Source organism: Rhodospirillales bacterium, from assembly GCA_016699855.1.
Classification (GTDB): Bacteria; Pseudomonadota; Alphaproteobacteria; order Reyranellales; family Reyranellaceae.
Genome location: CP064988.1, coordinates 3,527,986 through 3,549,031 on the forward strand (window position 1 = coordinate 3,527,986; position 21,046 = coordinate 3,549,031).

Annotated in this window: 21 protein-coding genes and 1 pseudogene; 13 read left to right on the top strand and 9 right to left on the bottom strand. The window is 71.0% G+C overall.

Annotated features, from left to right (window positions below):
- Position 1: 1 nt before the first annotated feature.
- The 3 genes from IPK81_16575 to IPK81_16585 all read left to right on the top strand — a co-directional run bounded on the left by IPK81_16575 (position 2) and on the right by IPK81_16585 (position 3,125).
- On the top strand, positions 2-1,666 hold the full coding sequence (locus IPK81_16575; GenBank protein ID QQS11191.1) for a hydantoinase B/oxoprolinase family protein: 1,665 nt from the start codon (positions 2-4) through the stop codon (positions 1,664-1,666).
- 123 nt (positions 1,667-1,789) lie between these two features.
- Positions 1,790-2,659, top strand: coding sequence for a hypothetical protein (locus tag IPK81_16580; GenBank protein ID QQS11192.1), 870 nt, complete (start codon positions 1,790-1,792; stop codon positions 2,657-2,659).
- A gap of 73 nt (positions 2,660-2,732) precedes the next feature.
- Positions 2,733-3,125, top strand: a complete 393-nt coding sequence (locus IPK81_16585) for a hypothetical protein (protein ID QQS11193.1) — start codon at positions 2,733-2,735, stop codon at positions 3,123-3,125.
- A 13-nt stretch (positions 3,126-3,138) separates the two neighbouring features.
- On the opposite strand, the gene IPK81_16590 is transcribed toward IPK81_16585, so the two are convergent.
- The 4 genes from IPK81_16590 to IPK81_16605 form a co-directional block, all read right to left on the bottom strand.
- A complete protein-coding gene (locus IPK81_16590) occupies positions 3,139-4,584 on the bottom strand; it encodes a 4-hydroxyphenylacetate 3-hydroxylase (GenBank protein QQS11194.1) in 1,446 nt (481 codons plus the stop codon).
- Positions 4,585-4,590: 6 nt separating this feature from the next.
- Entirely contained in the window at positions 4,591-6,309 is a 1,719-nt protein-coding gene (locus tag IPK81_16595) for an amidohydrolase family protein (protein QQS11195.1), read from the bottom strand.
- A 191-nt stretch (positions 6,310-6,500) separates the two neighbouring features.
- Positions 6,501-6,776 carry a translation initiation factor IF-1 gene (infA, locus tag IPK81_16600; protein ID QQS11196.1) on the bottom strand — a complete coding sequence of 92 codons (276 nt, stop codon included), beginning with the start codon at positions 6,774-6,776 and terminating at the stop codon, positions 6,501-6,503.
- 84 nt (positions 6,777-6,860) lie between these two features.
- Positions 6,861-7,064, bottom strand: a complete 204-nt coding sequence (locus IPK81_16605) for a cold-shock protein (GenBank protein QQS11197.1) — start codon at positions 7,062-7,064, stop codon at positions 6,861-6,863.
- A gap of 292 nt (positions 7,065-7,356) precedes the next feature.
- Between IPK81_16605 and IPK81_16610 the strand changes: the two genes are divergently transcribed.
- From IPK81_16610 to IPK81_16630, 5 genes are all read left to right on the top strand, one after another.
- Positions 7,357-8,448 carry an LLM class flavin-dependent oxidoreductase gene (locus IPK81_16610; protein QQS11198.1) on the top strand — a complete coding sequence of 364 codons (1,092 nt, stop codon included), beginning with the start codon at positions 7,357-7,359 and terminating at the stop codon, positions 8,446-8,448.
- 7 nt (positions 8,449-8,455) lie between these two features.
- The gene (locus tag IPK81_16615; GenBank protein ID QQS11199.1) at positions 8,456-9,061 is read left to right on the top strand and encodes a glutathione S-transferase family protein; all 606 of its coding nucleotides are present in this window, start codon (positions 8,456-8,458) and stop codon (positions 9,059-9,061) included.
- Between the two features lie 349 nt (positions 9,062-9,410).
- Positions 9,411-10,745 carry an LLM class flavin-dependent oxidoreductase gene (locus IPK81_16620; GenBank protein QQS11200.1) on the top strand — a complete coding sequence of 445 codons (1,335 nt, stop codon included), beginning with the start codon at positions 9,411-9,413 and terminating at the stop codon, positions 10,743-10,745.
- Between the two features lie 200 nt (positions 10,746-10,945).
- Positions 10,946-11,689 carry a transposase gene (locus IPK81_16625; protein ID QQS11201.1) on the top strand — a complete coding sequence of 248 codons (744 nt, stop codon included), beginning with the start codon at positions 10,946-10,948 and terminating at the stop codon, positions 11,687-11,689.
- Positions 11,602-12,081 carry a transposase gene (locus tag IPK81_16630; GenBank protein QQS11202.1) on the top strand — a complete coding sequence of 160 codons (480 nt, stop codon included), beginning with the start codon at positions 11,602-11,604 and terminating at the stop codon, positions 12,079-12,081. The genes IPK81_16625 and IPK81_16630 overlap by 88 nt, the downstream gene beginning before the upstream one ends.
- Before the next feature lie 161 nt (positions 12,082-12,242).
- On the opposite strand, the gene IPK81_16635 is transcribed toward IPK81_16630, so the two are convergent.
- Positions 12,243-13,841, bottom strand: coding sequence for a peptide ABC transporter substrate-binding protein (locus IPK81_16635; protein ID QQS11203.1), 1,599 nt, complete (start codon positions 13,839-13,841; stop codon positions 12,243-12,245).
- A gap of 620 nt (positions 13,842-14,461) precedes the next feature.
- On the opposite strand from IPK81_16635, the gene IPK81_16640 reads away from it, so the two are divergent.
- Complete coding sequence (locus IPK81_16640) at positions 14,462-15,082, top strand: glutathione S-transferase C-terminal domain-containing protein (GenBank protein ID QQS11204.1); 621 nt, start codon at positions 14,462-14,464, stop codon at positions 15,080-15,082.
- A gap of 356 nt (positions 15,083-15,438) precedes the next feature.
- On the opposite strand, the gene IPK81_16645 is transcribed toward IPK81_16640, so the two are convergent.
- Complete coding sequence (locus IPK81_16645) at positions 15,439-16,248, bottom strand: enoyl-CoA hydratase/isomerase family protein (protein ID QQS11205.1); 810 nt, start codon at positions 16,246-16,248, stop codon at positions 15,439-15,441.
- Between the two features lie 133 nt (positions 16,249-16,381).
- On the opposite strand from IPK81_16645, the gene IPK81_16650 reads away from it, so the two are divergent.
- The 4 genes from IPK81_16650 (at position 16,382) to IPK81_16665 (ending at position 19,233) form a co-directional block, all read left to right on the top strand.
- Positions 16,382-17,194, top strand: coding sequence for a pyrroline-5-carboxylate reductase (locus tag IPK81_16650; protein QQS11206.1), 813 nt, complete (start codon positions 16,382-16,384; stop codon positions 17,192-17,194).
- Between the two features lie 142 nt (positions 17,195-17,336).
- Complete coding sequence (locus IPK81_16655; protein ID QQS11207.1) at positions 17,337-18,050, top strand: TetR/AcrR family transcriptional regulator; 714 nt, start codon at positions 17,337-17,339, stop codon at positions 18,048-18,050.
- Between the two features lie 200 nt (positions 18,051-18,250).
- Entirely contained in the window at positions 18,251-18,685 is a 435-nt protein-coding gene (locus IPK81_16660; protein QQS11208.1) for a phasin family protein, read from the top strand.
- 185 nt (positions 18,686-18,870) lie between these two features.
- Complete coding sequence (locus tag IPK81_16665; protein QQS11209.1) at positions 18,871-19,233, top strand: tRNA-binding protein; 363 nt, start codon at positions 18,871-18,873, stop codon at positions 19,231-19,233.
- 72 nt (positions 19,234-19,305) lie between these two features.
- On the opposite strand, the gene IPK81_16670 is transcribed toward IPK81_16665, so the two are convergent.
- The 3 genes and pseudogenes from IPK81_16670 to IPK81_16680 all read right to left on the bottom strand — a co-directional run bounded on the left by IPK81_16670 (position 19,306) and on the right by IPK81_16680 (position 21,018).
- Positions 19,306-19,785: a peroxiredoxin gene (locus IPK81_16670; GenBank protein QQS11210.1), complete on the bottom strand. Its 480-nt coding sequence runs from the start codon at positions 19,783-19,785 to the stop codon at positions 19,306-19,308.
- A 140-nt stretch (positions 19,786-19,925) separates the two neighbouring features.
- A pseudogene (locus IPK81_16675) lies at positions 19,926-20,408 on the bottom strand (peroxiredoxin).
- Between the two features lie 112 nt (positions 20,409-20,520).
- Entirely contained in the window at positions 20,521-21,018 is a 498-nt protein-coding gene (locus IPK81_16680) for a peptide deformylase (GenBank protein QQS15152.1), read from the bottom strand.
- Between the last annotated feature and the right edge of the window lie 28 nt (positions 21,019-21,046).

Sequence of the window (21,046 nt, forward strand, 5' to 3'; positions counted from 1 at the left end):
CATGGCCTTGAATCCGATCGACTACGCGGTGGTGAGCCAGGCGCTGGTGGCGGCGGCGCGCGAGATGGGCGCCAAGCTGATCCGCTCGGCCTACTCGACGATCCTGCGCGAGGCGCGCGACGGCTCGGCGGGCCTGATGGACCGCGACGGCAACACCGTGGCGCAGGCCGAGCTGATCCCGATGCAGCTCGGGCCGATCGGCATGACCTTGCGCGCCTGCCTCAAGCGCCATCCCGTCGAGACGCTCCGGGAAGGCGACTTCCTGATCAACAACGACCCGTTCGAGGGCGGCCAGCACATCCCCGACGTGTTCATCTTCACGCCGATCTTCGTCGACGGGCAGGTCGTGGGCTTCGGCGCCAGCGTCGCGCACCACCTCGACCTCGGCGGCGGCGCGCCCGGCCTCAACATCCACGCCTCCGACGTCTACCAGGAAGGGCTGCGCATCCCGCCGTCGCGCTACAGCTTCGACGCGGACTGGAACGGCGGCTCTTTCGAGCGCCTCGTCACCGCCAACGTGCGCGTGCCCGATCTGACGATCGGCGACTTCAACGCGCAGTTCGCCGCCAACCACATCGGCGCCGCCCGCGTGAGGGAGCTGTGCGCGCGCTACGGCGCCGACCTCGTGATGGAGGTGATGCGCGAGATGCAGGACTACGCCGAGCGCCGCGTGCGCGCCGCCATCGCGCAGGCGCCGAAGGGCGTGTTCCACGGCGAGGACGCGGTCGACGACGACGGGCTGAGCGACGAGAAGCTGACGGTCAAGGTCAAGGTCACGATCTCCGACGACGGCGTCGAGGTCGATTTCGAGGGCACCTGCGCGCAGGTCAAACGCAACCTCAACTGCCCGTACTCCTCGACCCTCAGCGCCGTGCTGTCCTGCGTGAAGTCGGTGCTGACCAGCCCGGACATCCCCTACAACGAGGGCATGGCGCGGCCGATCACCGTCAAGGTGCCCTACGGCAGCCTGATGAATCCGAAACCGCCGGCGCCCGTGCGCGCGCGCATGGTGCCCGCCTTCCGCGCCTTCAACGCGACGATGAAGGCGCTGGCCCAGGCGCTGCCGGACCGCGTCATCGCCTGCGGCTTCGACACCACCACGGCGTTCTGCCTCTCGCGGCTGGGCGAGAAGGGCTACAGCGTTTACTTGGAGATCTTCGGCGGCGGCTACGGTGGCTCCAAGGACCTCGACGGCTGCGACGCGGTCGACGGCCCGCTCAGCAACTGCTCCAACGCGCCGATCGAGTCGCTCGACCTCGACTACGATTTCTTCCGCGTCGCCGGCTACGGGCTGGCGCCGGACTCCTTCGGCATGGGCGCCCGCCGCGGCGGCGCCGGCTTCTTCCGCCGCTACGAGATCCTGCGCGAGGACGTCCAGCTCGCCATCTACTCCGACCGCTTCCGGCTGGCGCCCGAGGGATTGTTCGGCGGCGAGCCGGCCGAGCGCGGCTGGTGCCGCGTGATCCGCGCCGACGGCGCGATCCAGGAGCTGCGCTCCAAGGCCGCCGTCGACCTGCGCAAGGGCGACGCGGTGGAGGTGTTCGTCGGCGGCGGCGCCGGCTACGGCCGCGTCGCCGAGCGCCCGGACTCGCTGATCGACCGCGACCTCGCCGATGGCATCCTCACCCGAGATCCGCGCGCGGCGCGCAAGCTGGCGGCGGAGTAGCCGTCGGCCTCAGTGCCCGACCGCTGGCGGTTCGCGCGCCAGGTGTTCGCTGGCGCGGCGCGGCTGCGCGCAATCGCGCGACTTCCGGCGCGATCCACGGTATCAACCCGCCCGATGAGCTGGGTGGCCTATCCGATCGGCGCGTTCTACGTGTTCGCGGGCGTCGTGGTGCTGCGCGCTATGGCGGCGGACCGCTTCATGGACGCCGCGCTGGCGGCGCTCGACGCGGCCCCGCCGTCGCCGGTCGAGCGGACGCGGTGGGTCTGGCTGGTCCTCGGCGCGGGTCTGACGCTGGCGGGCGGGCTGGCGCTTTTCCTGCGCTCGGCGTCGGCGCCGGCGTTGTTCCTCGCCGGTTCGCTCTCGCAGATCGCCTATCTCGTGTGGGCGGCGCGGGCCCTGCCGCCGGAGAGCGACGCGGAGGCGGCGGGCCGCCGGGGCACGCGTCGGGCGGCGCTGCTGTACGTCGCCGCGACGGTCGCGGTGATCGGACTCGCCGCCGCCGATGGGCTCAGATCCTGGCCCGACGGACCGCTCGCCTGGGCGCTCGACATCGCGCCGCCGGGGCTGGCGCTCGTCGGCGGCCCGGCGTGGGCGTGGTGGCGCGGCCGTCCGTCGCCTGGCGGGTGCGCGAAGCCTGCATGCGAACCGGCTGCGGAAGCGCCGGCGTTCGTCGCCGCCGCCGACGGCGCATGGCGGCTGGCGCCGTCGTGGATGTGCGGCCCGCTCCGGGACGTGGCCAGCGGCGACACTCTCGATATCGACGCGCTCGATCTGCCCGCCGATCTACGCGCGGCGCTGGCCGCGTGGGACGCGCGCTTCCAGGCGACGTACCATCCGGACGACCCGCCGGCTGGCGGCTTCGCCGACATCGACGCGGCGCGCGCCTGGGTCGCGGAGGGGCGCGGCCTGGTCGACCGGCTGTCCGCCGCCGCCGGCCGGCGCGTGGTGGACGCCCTGCCGGAACCGGGGGCGATCATCGCCGGCCGTCGATAGAGCCCGTTCACTTCCGGCCCCGGCTGACCGATACTCCCGCGCCCGCGTGATCGTTGGGGCGGGGGAGGGCGAGATGGCGGTGTTCCTGTCGCACAAGGACCGGGCGGAACTCGTCCAGATCCTCAAGCTGGTCAATCCGCTGACCGCGACCGCGTACGGTCCGGCGCTGGATACCTGGCTCGGCTACGCGTTGATCGCCGGCGAGGGCAAGTCGATCGACGCCCTTGTCGGGATACTGCGCACCATCAATCCGATGACCGTCGCGGCCTACGGGCCGGCTCTCGATGCCTGGGCGGCGCTGGCGAAGATCCTGCCGATGGCCGGCGCGCGCGTGGCGTTGACGCAGGTCCTGAGGACGATCAATCCGATGACCGCGTCCGCCTATGGGCCGGCGCTCGACCGGTGGGCCGAGCTCTGGGAGCGCCGGCGGACGCCGTCGCGGCCGACCGGACCGCTGGTCGCCTGACGACGTCGGCGGCTCACCCGTCCAGTTCCTCCTTCAGGAACCGGTCGACCAGCCGGTCGGCGCGGGCGCGGTCGCCCAGCGTGTGGGCGCGCTGCAGGTTGCGCGGGCTCGACGCCAGGTAGAAGCGCTCGTACTGCTCGTTGCGGCTGGCCAGCGGCCCGCCGGCGAAATCCCATCCCAGCCGGAAGACGCGCGCCCGCGTCTCGGCGTCGAGACCCTTGGCGCCGGGAATGTAGCGGTCGATCAGCGGCCGCAGCGCCGGATCGGCGAACTGCGCCGCCGTCGGCGCCGCGAACACGTTGTGCGATCCGATCTGGCGGATGATCTCGTTGACGCGCGGGAACCACAGCGGCAGCGTCGCGCGCAGCGCGTGCAGCGGCGCCAGCTTGCAGAACCACACGCCGTCGCCGTAGTCGAAGGCGCCGGCCTCGGCCGCGACGATCGCCGAGCGCGTGAACTCGGCGTAGGTCTGGATCTCGCCCAGCATGGCGTGCGTCGCCGGGTCGGCGGCGTTGATCGCCTCGGCCATGCGCGCCGCCAGCCCCCACGCGAACTCCAGCTTGGTCTGCGCCCGGATCATGGTCTGCTGCATGATGTTGGGCATCCAGCTGCGCATCATCACGCTGTTGTAGACGGCGCGGTTGGCGTCGATGAAGACGCGCTCGCGCGGCACCTCGACGTCGTCGAAGATGACGAACGCGTCCTGCTCGTCGAAGCGGCTGGACAGCGGATGGTCGAAACGGTTCCGCGAGCCGGCGACGCTGTCGCGGCAGATGAACTTCATGCCCGGCGCCGACATCGGCACGCAGAACGACAACGCGTAGTCGTCGGCGCCCTCCGGCAGCGGCGAGGCGGGATAGACCGCCATCTCGTCGGCGAACGGCGCCAGGGTGGCGAGCACGCGCGCGCCGCGCACGACGATGCCGTGCGCGGTCTCGCCGACCTTGCGCAGCGCCACCTCGTTGCCGGCGAAGGGCGCGTCGCCCGTCGCCTTGTCGACGGTGGGATGCACGATGGTGTGCGTCAGCGACCAGTCCTCGCGGCGCAGCCGCTTCTGGTACGCGACCAGATTGGCGGCGCCGGCCTCGTTGCCGAAATTCGCCCACTCCGCCGCGCGGCCGGCGAAGCCCGCGAACGTCACGTTCATGTAGTCGGGCGTGCGGCCCATCAGGCCGACGGAGTACTCCGCCACCGCCTCCAGCGCGACGTGGCGGCGCGCCAGATCCTCGCGCGAACGCGGGATCATGTGGCTGGCGGCGATCGCCTCGCCGGTCTCCGGATCGGGGACGAGCAGCGCGTCGGCGCGCTGGTGGTGCAGATCGAACACCTCGGCCAGCGCGCGGGCGGCGCCGCCGAGCTGGGGATGGTCGGCGACGTCGGCGACCCGGCCGTCGCCCAGCCAGATCTCGCGCGCGCCTTTCAGTCCGGCGAGGAACTGCGCGCCGGTGCGGGCGGGCATGGCGCCTCAGACCGCGCGCTGCGCGCCGCGCACGAGGCGGCCCGGCATCGCGCCGGTGCGCTCGCCGTCGCGGAACACGATCTCGCCCGACACCACGGTGGCGGTGAAGCCCTCGGCGCGCTGCATCAGGCGGCGGCCGCCGGTCGGCAGGTCGTAGGCGACCTCGGGCGAGCGCAGCGACAGGCGGTCGAAATCCACCACGTTGATGTCGGCCTTGTAGCCGGGCGCCAGAACGCCGCGGTCGTTGAGGCCGACGGCGGCCGCCGTCTCGCGCGCCTGCGACGACACGACGGCCTCGATCGACATCCGCTCGCCGCGGCGGTCGCGCGCCCAGTGGGTCAGCATGTAGGTCGGCGCGCTGGCGTCGCAGATGATGCCGACATGGGCGCCGCCGTCGCCGAGGCCGGGCAGCGTGTCGCGGTGGCGCAGCATCTCCAGCGCGACGTCGAGGTTGCCGTCGGCGTAGTTGAGGAACGGCACGTAGAGCAGGCCGCGCCCGTCGCGCTCGAGCAGCGCGTCGTAGGCGACCTCCTGCGGCGCGCGGCCGGTGCGCTGCGCGATGCTGGCGAGGCTGCTGGTGGCGGGCGGCTCGTAGTCCGGCGGATCGCCCATCAGGAAGATGCGGTCGTAGTTGGCGATCCGCTCCAGCACGTCGCGGTGGTCGATCGGCTTCTCCGACAGGATCGCCGCCCGGACCTCGGGCTTGCGCAGCTCGGCCACCCGCTGCGCCAGCGGCAGGTGGGCGATCCTGCGGTAGGTCGGATGGGTGAAGAACGGGTTGCGCGACAGCTCGAGGCCCAGCGTCAGGCCGACCGCGCGCGGGCAGACCTGCGCCTTGATCGGCAGGCCGTCGTTCGACGCGCGCTCGATCAGGTCCAGCGTCTTGCGCCAGCGGTTGGGCGCGCGGTCGTTCTGCGCCAGCGAGATCGACAGCGGCCGGCCCGACGCCTCGACGATCCGCCGCAGCATGGCGAACTCGGAATCGACGTCGCGCAGGTCGGACACGATCTGCAGCACGCCGGTGCCGGCGTCCTTGAGCCCGAGCGCGATGTCGGTCAGCTCCGACTCCTCCGCCGTCAGGGTCGGGATGTGGCGGCCGTCGCTGGCGCGGTGGTTGATGGTGCGCGAGGTGCCGAAGCCCAGCGCGCCGGCGCGCATCGCCTCGGTCGCCAGCCGGCGCATCTCGGTGCGGTCCGCCGCCGTCGCCGGCTCGCGGTCGACGCCGCGCTGGCCCATGACGTAGACGCGGAGCGCGGCGTGCGGCAGCTGTGCGGCCACGTCGATGTCGTAGCGGCGCGACCCCAGCGCGTCGAGGTAGTCGCCGAAGCTCTCCCAGTTCCACGGCAGGCCGGCGACCAGCACGGGCTCGGGGATGTCCTCGACACCCTCCATCAGCTTGATCAGCAGGTCGTGGTCGGTCCTGCGAACCGGCGCGAAGCCGACGCCGCAATTGCCCATCAGCACCGTGGTCACGCCGAGCTCGGAGGAGGGCGTGACCTGGCCGCTCCACGTCACCTGGCCGTCGTAGTGGGTGTGGATGTCGACGAAGCCCGGCATCACCATCCGGCCCTTGGCGTCGATCTCCTCGGCGCCGCGCGCCGCGAGGTTCGGCGCGACCGCCACGATCCGGCCGTCGGCGATGGCGATATCGGCCTCGAACGGCTTGGCGCCGGTGCCGTCCACGACGGTGCCGTTGCGGATGACGAGGCTTGGATCGGCCGCCATGGTCGCTTCTCCCTGGGTCGCGTCTGATTGGGCGGGAGTGTAGCGCCGGCCCGGGCGGTTGCCGACCCGTCGTTTTCGCGCGGCTCCTCTGTCGCGTGGACGCGCGGAAACGCCGGCGCGCGGGGCGGCCGGTCGGAAGCGCTTTGGTCGGGGGAAGGGCGGCGGTGGGCGCCGCCGTCAGGCCGCGGGCGTCAGCGGCGCACGAAGTTGCGGCGGCGCGGCGGTCCGCCGGCCATGCCGGGACGCTCGTCCTTGTGGCGGAAGATGACGCGGCCCTTGCCCAGGTCGTACGGCGTCATCTCGACGGTGACGCGGTCGCCGGCCAAGGCGCGGATGCGGTTCTTCTTCATGCGCCCGGACGTGTAGGCGATGATCTCGTGGCCCGATTCGAGGTTGACGCGGAAACGCCCGTCCGGCAGCAGCTCGGCCACCGTACCCTGCATTTCGATCAGCTCTTCCTTGGCCATGTGGCGCTATCTCTCGCTCTACGTGCGTGGTCGGGGGAGTGACGGGTCCCCGGCGGCTGCCGGGAACCCGACCCAGGTCGGTGGTTAGCCGGCCTGCAGGTTGACGGCCGCCGGCTTGCCGCGGTCCATCGAGACCTCGAACGTCACGACCTGGCCCTCGTTCAGCGAACGGAGACCGGCGCGCTCGACGGCCGAAATGTGCACGAACACATCCTTAGAGCCGTCCTCCGGCTGGATGAATCCGAAACCCTTGGTCGGGTTGAACCACTTGACGGTGCCCTTCGGCATGGTCGCTCCTTGGAAGTAAGTACGACGCACATGGTGCGCAAAAAGGCGCCGGGCGGGGATCGCGCGGCGCACACCATTCGAATTTTTGGTAGGTCCAGAGCGGGCCGCCTCGCACGAGGCGACGACGGCCTAGGCGGGCCAAAGTCGGATGCTTCGCGGGAAGAAACACTATCGGGCCGCGAAGATCAAGGCCCAATCGCGCCGCCGGCGGGGTGCCCAGCCGGCCGGCGGCGGCCGTTGACGGCGCCCCCGCGCGGCCCCAGCGTCGGCGCCGGACAGGATGGAGGGACCCATGCCCGTGCGGGTGATCGGCATGATCGGGGTGACGCCCCCGGCCGGCGAGGACACCGTCCACGTCATCAAGGGCGGCATTTCGGCACCCTACCTGCGGGATTTCGCCCGCGCCCACGACGCCGCCGGCTTCGATCTGGCGCTGGTCGGCTACACGGCATCCTCGGCCGAGGGCTTCCTGGTCGCGCAGCACGCCGCCGCGCACACCGAACGGCTGGGGTTCCTGATCGCCCACCGTCCCGGCTTCGTGGCGCCGACCCTGGCGGCGCGCAAGATCGCGACCTTCGACCACCTCGCGGGCGGCCGGGTGGCGATCCACATCATCGCCGGCGCCAGCGAGCCGGAGCAGTGGGGCGACGGCGATTTCGCGCCCAAGGAGGAGCGATACCGCCGCGCCGCCGAGTACATCGAGGTCATGAAGCTGGCGTGGACCGCGCCGCGAAGGTTCGACTTCGAGGGCGAATTCTACCGGGTCAAGGGCGCGCGCTCGGACGTCCGCCCGCTCCAGACGCCCCATCCACCGCTGTTCTTCGGCGGCTCCTCGGACGGCGCCCTGGCGATGGGATCGCGGCATTGCGACGTGTTCGCGATGTTCGGCGAGCCGCTGGCCGCGACCCGCGCCCGCATCGCCGCGTTCCGCGCCATGGCGGCGGCGCACGGCCGCGTGCCGGGCTTCAACATGTCGTTCCGCCCGATCGTCGCCGACACCGAGGACGCGGCGTGGGCGCGGGCGCGGCGCATCCTCGAGGGCGTGCGCCGCCAGGCCGACGCCGCTGGCTTCGGCGCCACCAAGGACAAGCCGCTCGACCACTCCGCCCGCCGCCTGCTCGATTTCGCGGCCGAGGGCGAGGTGCACGACGCGCGGCTGTGGATGCCGATCGCCGAGGCCACCGGCGCGGTCGGCAACACCTCCTGCCTCGTCGGCACGGCCGAGCAGGTCGCCGACGCGCTGCTGGAATACTACAAGCTCGGCGTCCACTCGTTCCTGATCCGCGGCTTCGATCCGTTCAACGACACCGTCGAATTCGGCCGCGAGCTGATCCCGCGCCTGCGCGCGGGCGCCGCCGCGCTGGACCGCGCCCAGGCGGCGTGACGCCGCGATGCTGCTGATCGGCGTCGACCGCTCGCCCTACACGCGGCGCGTGGCGATCACGCTGAACGTCTACGGCATGGCCTACGAGCGGCGCGCCGCGTCGGGGTTCGGCGACCGGGAGGAGGTGCGCGCCGCCAATCCGCTGGGCCGCATCCCGGCGCTGGTGCTCGATGGCGGCGAGACGCTGGTCGACAGCGCCGCGATCATCGACCATCTGGACGAGGCGCACGGCCGCGACCGCGCGCTGACGCCGGCGGCGGGCGCCGACCGGCGCGCCGTGCTGCGGGTCGCGGCGCTGATGATGGGCTGTTGCGACAAGGCGCTCCAGGCGGCCTACGAACGCAACCACCGCCCGCCCGAGAAGGTCCACCCGCCATGGATCGACGACTGCGCGGCGCAGGCCGCGAACGCACTCGCGGCCGTCGACGCGATGGTCGAGCCGGGCGCGCCGTACCTGCTGCTGGGCCGCCTCACCCAGGCCGACGTGACGGCGTTCGTCGCCGAGCGCATCGCCCGCGGTGTCGGCATCGACACCGACGCCTGCGCGCCACGCCTGCGCGCGCACGCGCGGCGCCTGGTGGAGTTGCCGGCGTTCAAGGCGACGGAGCCCTGATGCCGCTGGCCGGTCTGCGGGCGGCGCTGACCCCTCATCCACCCTTCGGGCACCTTCTCCCCCGATGACGGGGGAGACGGAAAAATGAGAAGTCGAGCTCGCTTCCTTCTTCTCCCATGCGGCGGAGAACGGAAGAACGATACGCTCGGAGATGTAATTCCCTTCTCCCCCGCCTTGCGGGGGAGAAGGTGGCGCGGAGCGCCGGATGAGGGGTCTTCGCCAGATCCGGTTCCGGCTGTCGACATGCGGCCCGCGCTCACGCGCCTCGCAATGAAACTCGCTTTGAAATCGATGCCCGGCCGGCTTTAGTGCGGCGCGCGATCCCATCCCCCGTTGCGATAGCGGCCCCATGACCAAAATGCTCCGTCTCGGCGCCTTCATGCGTCCCGTCAGCATCCACACCGCGGCGTGGCGCTATCCCGGCGCCTATCCCGACGCTAATTTCAACTGGCCGCACCTCAAGCGCTTCGCCCAGACCTTGGAGCGCGGCAAGTTCGACGCCTTCTTCATGGCCGACCATCTGGCCGTGCTGAACATGCCGGTCGAGGCGCTGAAGCGCAGCGCCACGGTGACGTCGATCGATCCGCCGACCCTGCTGCCGGCGCTGGCGGCGGTGACCGAGCGTCTCGGCCTGATCGCCACCGGCTCGACCACCTTCGAGCAGCCCTACCATCTGGCCCGCCGCTTCGCCTCGCTGGACCACCTCAGCGGCGGCCGCGCCGCGTGGAACATCGTCACCACCTCGAACCCCGACGCGGCGTTGAATTTCGGGCTCGACGACCACATGGAGCACGACGAGCGCTACCGCCGCGCGCGCGAGTTCTACGACGTCGTCACCGGGCTGTGGGACAGCTGGGCCGACGACGCCTTCATCCGCGATGTCGAGGCCGGCATCTATTTCGATCCCGCCAAGATGCGGGTGCTGAACCACAAGGGGAAATACTACTCCGTGCGCGGGCCGCTCAACGTGGCGCGGCCGGTGCAGGGATGGCCGGTGATCGTGCAGGCCGGCGCCTCGGAGGCCGGCAAGCAGCTCGCCGCCGAGACCGCCGAGGTGGTGTTCGCCGGCATCGGCGGCCTGGCCGACGGCAAGCGCCTGTTCGCCGACATCAAGGGCCGCATGGCGGCCGTCGGCCGCGACCGCGATTCGCTAAAGATCCTGCCCGGCGCCTTCGTGGTGGTCGGCGACACGGTCGAGGAGGCCCGCGCCAAGCGCGCCCATCTCGACAGCCTCGTGCACTACGACAGCGCCATCGCCTCGCTGTCGATCGCGCTGGGCCACGACGCGTCGAAGTTCGATCCCGACGGGCCGCTGCCGGAGATCCCCGAGACCAACGCCAGCCAGAGCGGCCGCGAGCGCGCTATCGCGCTGGCCAAGCGCGACGGACTCACGGTGCGCCAGCTCGCCCAGCGCCTCGGCGGCTTCGCCGGCCTGTCCTTCGTCGGCACGCCCGCGACCATCGCCGACCAGATGGAGGAGTGGCTGCATGAGGAGGGCAGCGACGGCTTCAACGTGATGTTCCCGTACCTCCCGGCGGGGCTCGACGATTTCGTCGACCGCGTCGTGCCCGAGCTGCAGCGCCGCGGCCTCTTCCGCCGCGAGTACGAGGGCAGGACCCTGCGCGAGAACCTCGGCCTCGCCCGTCCGCCCAACCGCTTCTTCGAGAAGGCGGCGCCAGCCTAGGCGGCGCCCTCTCGCCTGGCCTCTCCCCCGATCGAGGAGAGGAATAGCAAGCCGGAGAAGAGAGGCGGAAGCCGCACCTACGCTCACGTTCCTCTCCCCCTGTCTGGATCGGGGTGATGGTTCACAGAAAAGTCCGGGCGGATGGGTAACAGTGGGGGCATGCGATGGAGGTGTGCATGCCGTGGTCGGAGACGAGCGCGATGGAGAGCAGGGAACGTCTGGTGAGGGACTGGCTGAGGGGCGACGCGACGGTGAGCGAGCTCGGTCGGCGGCACGGTGTGAGCCGGCGGACGGTGTACGCGACGCTGGCGCGGTACGACGCGGAGGGCGTGGCGGGTCTGAAGGAGCGTTCGCACGCGGCGCGCCACCATCCGAACGCGATGGGCGAGGCGGTGGAGCGGCGGCTGGTGGAGCTGCGCGGGGAGCGTCCGACGTGGGGACCGAAGAAGCTGCTGGCGTGGCTGTCGGCGCGCGAGCCGGAGGTCCGGTGGCCCGGGCGGAGCGCGGCGGCGGCGGCGTTGTCGCGGCACGGTCTGACGGCGAAGCGGCGGACGGAGCGGAGCTGGCGTCCGCAGGGCGACGATCTGGGGACGGGCGAGCGTCCGAACGACGTGTGGTGCGTGGACTTCAAGGGCTGGTGGCGGACGCGCGACGCGCGGCGGCTGGATCCGCTGAGCCTGAGCGACCACCGCAGCCGCTACGTGCTGCGGCTGGTGGCGGTGGAGCGCTGCGACTTCGCGACGGTGCGGACGGTGCTGTCGGGGGCGTTCCGCGAGCACGGGCTGCCGCTGTCGCTGCGCTCGGACAACGGGCCGCCGTTCGCGGGCCGCGGATGGGCGGGATCGGGCGCCTGGCGGTGTGGCTGGTGCGGGCCGGGGTCCGGCCGGAGCGGATCGCGCCGGGCCGGCCGCAGCAGAACGGCCGGCACGAGCGGCTGCATCTGACGGTGCAGCAGGACACGGTGCTGCCGGTGGCGCGGGACCGGCGCGAGCAGCAGCGCCGGTTCGCGGCGTTCACGCGGATGTTCAACGAGGAGCGGCCGCACGAGGCGCTGGACATGGCGACGCCGTCGAAGGTGTGGAGCCGGAGCCCGCGTCCGTGGGACGGCGAGCTGCGCGCGCCGGAGTATCCGGCCGGATGGGAGGCGCGGGCGGTCAGGAGCAACGGCGAGGTTCGCTGGGGCGGGAGATGGTGTTCTGAGCGAGACGCTGGCCGGCGAGACGGTCGGCTTCGAGCCGACCGCGCGCGACGGCGTGTGGGTGGTGCGCTATGGTCCGATGCGTCTGGCGGCGATCGACGCCAAAGGAAAAGTGAGCCGCCTGCGCCGGGGGGTTAACCCCCCGGCGCAGGCGCGGCCCGGCCCTCCAGCCGGGTGATGTGTTACCCATCCGCCCGGACGCTTCTGTTACCCATCCGCCAGTTCGCACACCCCATCGGGGGAGAGGTCAGGTGAGGGGAGCTCGCGACGGCGCGCGTCAGGCTCCCGCGTCGAGGCCGCTACTGGTCGAGCCAGACGTCCTCGAAGCGGAAGCCGTTGTAGAGGCTGTTGACCATCGGGACGTAGCCCTTCACGCGCGGATGCCAGCACGAGCCGGAGCGGTTCCACATGATGATCGGCCGCGCCGCGTCTTCGAGCAGGCGCCGGTCGATGTCCCACACCATCTTGCGCCGCTTCTCCGGGTCGAGCTCGGACGACTGCCGCACGAAGGCCTCCTGGAGCTCGCGGTTGCAGTAGTTGGTGTAGTTGCGCTCCGAGCCGCAGGCGTAGTGCTCGAAGAAGGTCTGGTCGGGGTCGTCGACGCCGTTGCCGGTGGTGTTGAGGCCGACCGAGTAGTCCTTGCGCGCCACCTTGGTGAACCACGCCGCCGTGTCGACCAGGTCGAGCTCGGCGTCGAAATACACCTCCTTGAGCTGGTCGGCGAAGATCACGGCCGGGTCGCGGTAGAGCAGGTGGTTGCGGGTCGAGACCTTGATCTTCAGGCGCTTGTCGGGACCGTAGCCGAGCGACCGCATGATCGCGCGGCCCTCCTCGCGGTTCTTGGCGACGTCGGGGCCGTAGCCCTTCACCTGCTCGAACATCGCCTGCGGCATCCCCCAGTTGCCGTCCGGCGTCGGCTGCATGACGCCGCCGATGATGGCGTCGCCCTGGTTCAGGATCTCGACGAAGGCCTTGCGGTCGATGCTGAGCATCATGGCGCGGCGCAGGCGCTCGTCGTCGAACGGCGGCGATTCGCGGTTCACGATCAGGTTCGTGGAGTTGTTCATCGACGCCGTCGAGCACACGGCGGCCGGCGACTGGCTGCGGACGTCCTTGAGCAGCGGGATGGTGACGGCGTAGGGCGCCGTGATGTCGAAGCGGTTCGACACGAAGCCGAGGATCGCGGTCGAGCGGTTGGGGACGATGGAGTACTCGATGGCGTCGAGGTGCGGCTTGCCCTTCTTGAAGTAGTCGGGATTGCGGACCAGCTTGATGTGCTCGTTCTGCTTGAACTCGACGAACTTGAACGGCCCCGTCCCGACGGGCTTGGTCCGCATGTCGGCCGGCGTGGCGTGGCAGGGGTAGACCGGCGAGTAGCCGGACGCGAGCAGGATGATGAAGGACGGCTGCGGCCGCTTGAGGTGGAACGTCACCGCCAGCTCGCCGTCGACCACGACCTTGTCGAGGTTCTCGTACCAGGTCTTGCGCGGGTTCTTGCGCAGCTTGGCGGCGCCCTCGCCGCGCACCAGGTCCCAGGTGCATTTCACGTCGGCGGCGGTGAACGGCTTGCCGTCGTGCCACTTCACGCCGGCCCGCAGCTTGAACGCGAGCTGCGACTTGTCGGCGTTCCAAGCCCACGACTCGGCGAGGTCCGGGCGCACCGTGTCCTCGCTGTTGCGCGCCACCTGCTGGTCGAACAGCACGAGGTTGTTGTAGACCGGCATGAACGGCACGACCGTCGAGTTGGTGGCCTCCTCGTGGATCGAGCCGCTCGGCGCGTTGTCGTGGAAGTACATCCGCAACGTGCCGCCGCTCTTCTGCGCCGAGGCAGCGCCGCCGAGGCACGCCGCCGCCAGCGCCGCGCCGATCGCGGCCGTCGTGACTAGCCAGTTCCGCATGGTCGTCGCTCCCCTCGGATCGCGCCGGGCCCGGCGGGCCGGCGTTCTGGTGGTTGGTTCCACGCGCGGCATCCTACGCGCTGCCGCGCGGCGCGAGCAAAGCGGCCGGCGCGCGGCTGACCGGCGGCGCGCTCATGCCGCGCGCCGCGTTCGCAGTTGCGAAGGACGCGGCCGCGCGACTTCCCGTCGGTGTGACGTTCGCATCCGCGAAGGGACGAAGGATCGGCCGCGCGGCGCATGGGCATCGACCGCCGCCGGTCACCCGACGCGGAGTCAAGACACGCGCGCCCATTCCGGCGCCGGTTCTCGCGACGAAGACGCAATGAGCGTCCCGGTGGTACCGGCGCACCGTCCCGGGCGCACCGGGTGACGCGCTTGTGAGACGGGTACATAGCGCCCGCAGCCCGGTTCGGGAGCGGCCGATCCCGGACGGCCGACCGCGCTTGCTGGACGCCGACGCGGTCTTACAAGCCGGCGCCGCGATGACGCCAAAGCCTCGCGGATTCGTGCTTACAAGCCGCCTATGGCGTCTTCCAGCGCCGGTCGATCCGTGGTCAAGTCCGCGCGATTCGGGCGCCGGCCGCGAGGCGGCGTCGACGAAGATCACGGAGGAATTGGTCATGAAGCTCTATTTCGCCCCGGGCGCCTGCTCGATCGGAATCCACGTGCTGCTCGAGGAGATCGGCAAGCCGTTCGAGCGCCACAAGATGAATTTCATGGAGCGCGAACAGTACGGCGAGCCGTTCGTGCAGAAGAATCCCAAGTCGAAGGTGCCCACCTTGGAGCGCGACGACGGCTCGGTGCTGACCGAGTTCCCGGCCATCGCGACCTACCTGGCGCTCAGCAACCCCGACAAGAAGCTGCTGCCGGCGGACGCCGACGGCATGGCCAAGGCGCTGGAGGTGATGGACTACTGCGTCGCCACCATCCACATGCAGGGCTTCTCGCGCATGTTCCGCCCGGAGAACTACGCGCCGAGCAAGACCGACCACGACGCCGTCAAGGCGCGCGGCAAGGAGATCTTCGAGAAGGGCCTCGCCCTGCTGGACTCGAAGATGGCCGGCAAGGACTACGTGCTGGGCAGCCAGTTCTCGGTCGCCGACGCGGCGCTGTTCTACATCGAGTTCTGGGCCGGCCGCGTGAAGATCCCGCTGCCCGCCAACCTGCAGGCGCATTTCGACCGCATGAAGGCCCGGCCCGCCGTGCAGCGCACCTTCGCCGCCGAGGGCCTGCCGGCGTAGCCACCGTCCAGCGGCCGCCTCCCGTCGCGCGACGGGAGGCGGTAGCGCGCGCGGGCGCCGTCACCTCGAGCGCGTGTCGACATGGCGGCGCTTTCCGGACCACGAGACCTGTCATCCCGAGCGCGATCCACGCGACTGTCGACGGCTCCGCCGGGACTCCTGCATTGTCATCCTGAGCGAAGCGCCGAAGGCGCGCAGTCGAAGGATCATGTCGCGGCGTCCGCCGCGGAAAGGTCCTTCGACCACGGCGCTGCGCGCCTCCGCTCAGGACGACCGGCGGAGGTTCGTGCGGGACGGACCAGGAAGCTGCGCCCCGCGCCGATGCGAGGCGGCGTCCCGGGGGGGGGCGTCCGCCCCTACTTGAAGCGCGCGTCGCGCCAGGCGAGCGCGGCCTTGACGCCCTGCTCGTCGCGGATGCGGGCGAACTCGCGTTTCTCGGGGCTCGAGCCGGCGTTGAGCAGCACGTCCATGTCGAGCGCGGCGGCCAGCCCGCCGCCCAGCCCCATCGCCTCGTACTGCGCGTTGATCGCCTTCTTGGTCAGGCGCACGGAGCGCTCCGACGCTGTCGCCATGGTGCGGGCGATCGCCCTGCCCTTGGCGAAGGCGGCGTCGGCAGGCACGACGTGGTTGACGATGCCCATGCGCAGCGCGTCGGCGGCGTCGATCCGGTCGTCGCCGGTCAGCAGCAGCTCCTTGGCCTGCTTCGGCCCGGTGATCCACGGCAGCAGCATCGCCACGATGCCGGTGCCGAAGCGCACCTCCGGCTCGCCGAAGCGCGTGCCCTCGGCCGCGATCGTCACGTCGCAGGCCAGCATCAGCTCGAAGGCGCCGGCGAGGCAGAAGCCGTGCGCCACCGCGATGGTCGGCTTCGGGCTGCGCCAGAACTGCATGATGAAGTCGAACTGCAGCCTCATCTGCCGCTCCCAGTCGGCGACGTCGTCCATCTTGCGGCCGGCGGCGGCCTTGAGGTCGAAGCCGGCCGAGAAGGCGCGGCCGGCGCCGCGCACGACGATGGCGCGCACCGAGTCGTCGCCGTTGAGGTCGGCGACGGCGGCGAGCGTCGACGTCATCAGCTCGTTGTTGAAGGCGTTGAGCACCTGCGGCCGGTCGAAGGTCAGCACGGCGACGGCGCCGTCGCGCTCGACGGTGATATGGGCGTAGGTCATCGGCGGTTTCCCCGGGGCGTGGATTCGTTCGCGATGCCGGAGTCCTGCCCGATGGCGGCGCCGCTGTCGATTCGCGGCGCGCCGGCCGCGGCGGTGCTATAAGCGCGCGATGGATCGAGGGACGGAGAGCGCGATGGCCGGACGGGGCGGGCTGCTGCTGGTGGGTTGCGGCAAGATGGGCGGCGCGATGCTGGAGGGCTGGCTCGAGCAGGGGCTGGCGCCGGCCGATCTCGCGGTGATCGAACCCAACGAGGCCGGCCGGCCGAAGGTCGCCGGCGCGCTGCTGGTCGGCGCGGTCGGCGACGTGCCCGCCGGCTTCACGCCGGACGTCGTCGTGCTGGCGGTCAAGCCGCAGATCATGGCCGAGGTTCTGCCGGGCCTGCGCCGCTTCGTCGGGCCGGCGACGACTTTCCTGTCGATCGCCGCCGGCAAGCCGGTCGCGTTCTTCCGCGCCGGACTCGGCGAGGGCGCGCGGATCGTGCGCGCCATGCCGAACACGCCGGCGGCGGTGCGCCGCGGCGTGACGGTCTGCGTCGCCGGACCGGGGGTCGACGACGCCGCCAAGGCGCGCTGCGGCGCTTTGCTGTCGGCCGTCGGCGAGGTGCTGTGGACCGGCGACGAGGGCGTGATGGACGCCGTCACCGCCGTCTCGGGCAGCGGCCCGGCCTACGTGTTCCATCTGGTCGAGGCGATGGCGGCCGCCGGTGTGAAAGCGGGTCTGCCGGCCGACATGGCGATGAGCCTGGCGCGCGCCACGGTGTCGGGATCGGGCGAATTGCTGCGGCGTTCGCCGGAACCGGCGGCGCAGTTGCGCGTCAACGTCACCAGCCCCGGCGGCACGACGGCGGCGGCGCTGGCGGTGCTGATGGCGGCCGACGGCATGCAGCCGCTGTTCGACCGCGCGATCGACGCCGCGACGCGGCGCGGCCGCGAACTGGCGGGCTGATTGGATCGACGGGCGACGGGCGACGGGCGACGGCCTGGCGGGCGACGGTGCGACGGGCGACGGCCTGACGGACGACCGTCCGATAGGCGGCCGGACCGTCGGCGCGGCGGTTGGAATTGATGGAGCGGGGAGGGCACGGACCATGAGCGACGCGGCCGACACGGCGTCGGGACTGTGCGCGCCCCCGCCGACGGGCCCCGATATCGCCGGCCGCGGGCTGGACGCGTTCCTGCGCCTATTGCCGGCGCGCGGCTGGCGCGCCGCCGGTTTGCGCGAGGTGGCGCGGGACACGCTGGGCGACGATGGCGCTCCGGTGCCGTTCGGCGCCTTCTACCGGGTGTATCCGTCCAAAGTGGCGCTGGTCGCCGCGTTCCTCGCCCGGATCGACGACGCGGTGCTGGCGGGATCGGCGCCGTCGCTCGATCCCGACGAGACCGTCCGCGACAGGTTGTTCGACATCATGATGCGCCGCTACGACGCGCTCGCCCCCTACCGGGACGCGGTCGCCGCCTTGGTGGACGGCCTCGCGCGCGATCCGCTGACCGCGCTGGCGCTCGTCCGGCCCTTGTCCCGATCAATGGCCATCGTCCTGGAAGACGCCGGCGTCTCCTCCGAAGGCGGCCTAGGTGCGCTGCGTCAAAAAGCGCTAGCTGCTTTGCACCTCTCGCTTTTGCGGACGTGGCTGAACGACGACAGCGCCGATCTGGCGAAGACCATGGCGGCGCTGGACAAGGGTCTGAAGCGACTTGGTCGCTGGGCCGATGTCATTGAATCGACACGTAAAAGAGCGATATTCCGACGCCGGGAACGACCAGCGAAGGACGCCCCGGCCGCCGCCGGGGACGCACCGGTCTAGGTTCGTCCGCCCGTGGCGTCGTCTCGCGACGTTACGTCATCGCAGGCCCAGTCTATGTTGCGATGCAACATGACCTTGACATGCTGCATCGCACAAACTATCTTCCTCAATGTTGCGACGCACCATTCCGGTGGCGCCGCGAGATCCGTAGCTTCGGACGCCCCATCTCCTGATGCGGCGCCGCCCTCAGGAGAGAGACCATGAACACCCAGGCCTTCAAGTTCCCGTTCGCCGACGTCGATTTCACCAAGGCGATGGGCGAGTTCAAGATGCCCGCGTTCAACGTCGAGGCGCTCGTCGAGACGCAGCGCAAGAACGTCGCCGCCATCACCGCCGCCAACCAGACCGCGTTCGAGGCCGTCAAGACCGTCGCGCAGCGCCAGGCCGACATGATCAAGCTGGCCACCGAGGAGTTCTCGAAGGCCGCCAGCGAAGTGATGTCCGCCGCCTCGTTCGAGGAGAAGGCCGTCAAGCAGGCGGAGATCGCCAAGAAGACCTACGAGACCGCGATCGCCAACGTCCGCGAGATCGCCGACATGATCGCCAAGGGCAACACCGAGACCCTCGAGCAGATCAACAAGCGCGTCGCCGACGCCCTCGACGAGGTGAAGTCGCTGATCGCGAAGAAGCAGTAACGACCGGCCGGCCGGCGTCGCGCCGGCCATGCCGCGAATTCGATCTCCGCGCGGGTCTCTTCCCCGACCCCTCTGATCCGCCGGACATCGACCAGGGCCGCTCTCTTCCCCGGAGGGCGGCCTTTTTCGCGTCTTGGCGGCGGCGCGCGCGTCGATAGGATGCGCCGCGCCGCAGGGAGGACAGCATGCCGGACGAAGCGGGCGCGCCGCGCGCCACCATCGCGTGGGACGATTTCGAGCGGGTCGACATCCGCGTCGGCACCATCGTCGAGGCGCGGCCGTTCGAGGGCGCGCGCAAGCCGGCGATCCAGCTCGTGGTCGATTTCGGTCCGGCGATCGGCCGCCGCAAAAGCTCGGCGCAGCTCACGACGCACTACGCGCCGGAGTCTCTGGTCGGCCGCCAGGTCGCGGCGGTGGTGAATTTCCCGCCGCGCCAGATCGGCAAGTTCATGTCGCAGGTGCTGTGCCTCGGCTTCCCCGACGCCGACGGCGCGGTGGTGCTGGTGTCGCCGGACAAATCCGTGCCCGACGGCGGCAAGCTGTTCTGACGCGCGCCGACGAAAAAGGGCGGCGCCCCGCGGCGCCGCCCTTCGACCGTGTGCGCCACGCGGCGCCGGTGGCTAGAGCGCCTTGAGGATCGCCTCGGCGCTCGACACGTCGTAGGCGCCCGGCGCCTCGACGTTCAGCGTCTTGATGACGCCGTTGTCGACCACCATGGCGTAGCGCTGCGAGCGCTTGCCCATGCCGAACTTCGAGCCGTCCATCACCAGGCCCATCTTCTCGGCGAAGTCGCCGTTGCCGTCGGCCAGCATCATCACCTTGTCGTCGGCCTTCTGGTCCTTGCCCCACGCGTCCATCACGAACGCGTCGTTGACGGACACGCAGGCCACGGCGTCGACGCCCTTGGCCTTCAGCGCCGCGTGGTTCACCACGAAGCTCGGCACATGCTTGGCCGAGCAGGTCGGCGTGAAGGCGCCGGGCACGGCGAACAGCACGACCTTCTTGCCGGCGAAGAACTCGTCGGTCGACACCGGCTTGATGCCGTCGGCGCCCTTGTGCATCAGGGTCGCGCTGGGAATCTTGTCTCCTGCCTTGGCCATCGTTCTCGCTCCTTCGGTTGGACGCCACGCCGCCGGCCGGATCCGGCCGATGGGCGGGTTTTCGCACGTCGACCGCGCCGCGGCGACGAAAAAGGCGGGGTCCCGCGACCCCGCCCGTTGCGCCGCCGTTGCCGGCGCGATCACAATGCCTTGAGCACCGCCTCCGCGGTCGACGCCTCGAACGCGCCGGGCTTCTCGACGAACAGGCCGGTGACGACCCCGTCGTCGACGATCATGGCGTAGCGCTGCGAGCGCCGGCCGAGGCCGTTCTTCGACGCGTCGAGCACCAGCCCCATGGCCTCGGTGAACTCGCCGTTGCCGTCGCCCAGCATCATCACCTTCTCGCCGGTGCCCTGGTCCTTCGCCCACGCGCCCATGACGAACGCGTCGTTGACGGAGATGCAGGCGATGGCGCTGACGCCCTTCGCTTTGATCGCGTCGTGATTGGCCAGAAAACCTGGCACATGCTTGGCGCTTCAAGTGGGTGTGAAGGCACCCGGAAGCGCGAAAGCCACGACCTTCTTCCCCGGCGCGAACAGCTCTTCGGTCGTGATCGCCTTCGGCCCTTCCGGGCCTAGATACCGAAGCGTCGCGGACGGGACCTTGTCGCCCACTTTCACCATGGTTGAGGTCCACTCCTGAGAACGAAACGCCCGCGCCGCGCCCCGGATGGACGCGGTCGCGGACGTGACGGAACGTAGTGACGGGGTCGGGGTTTGTCCATGGGCGGGGGGGCTACCTACCGCGCTCCACCTTGGAAAACCTCGCCGTCAACCGGTCGCGCTTCAATCGCGACAGGCGCTGGAGCCAGAAGGTGCCGTCGAGCTGGTCGATCTCGTGCTGCAGGCAGACGGCCAGCAATCCGCCGGCCTCGATCGTCAGTGGCGCGCCGTCGAGATCCTGGTAGGCGACGCGCACCCTGGCCGGGCGTTCGACCTCGGCGGCGATCCCGGGCATCGATACGCTGCCCTCGTCGTGGCGTGCCGTCTCGGCCGACGCCCATTCGACCCGCGGGTTGACCAGGAAGCGCGCGCCGTCGGTATCGCCGAGGTCGATGACGACAAGCCGTTTCAGGATTCCGACATGCGGCGCGGTGATGCCGATGCCGGGCGCGGCGCGCATCGTCTCCAGCAGTTCGCGCGCGAACGCGCGCAGCGCGTCGTCGAAAACGGCGACGGGTTCGGCGACCCGCCGCAGGACCGGGTCGGGGAAGCGCGCGATCTTGAGCGTCATGCGCGCGAGCATAGCGGGCCGCCGCGCG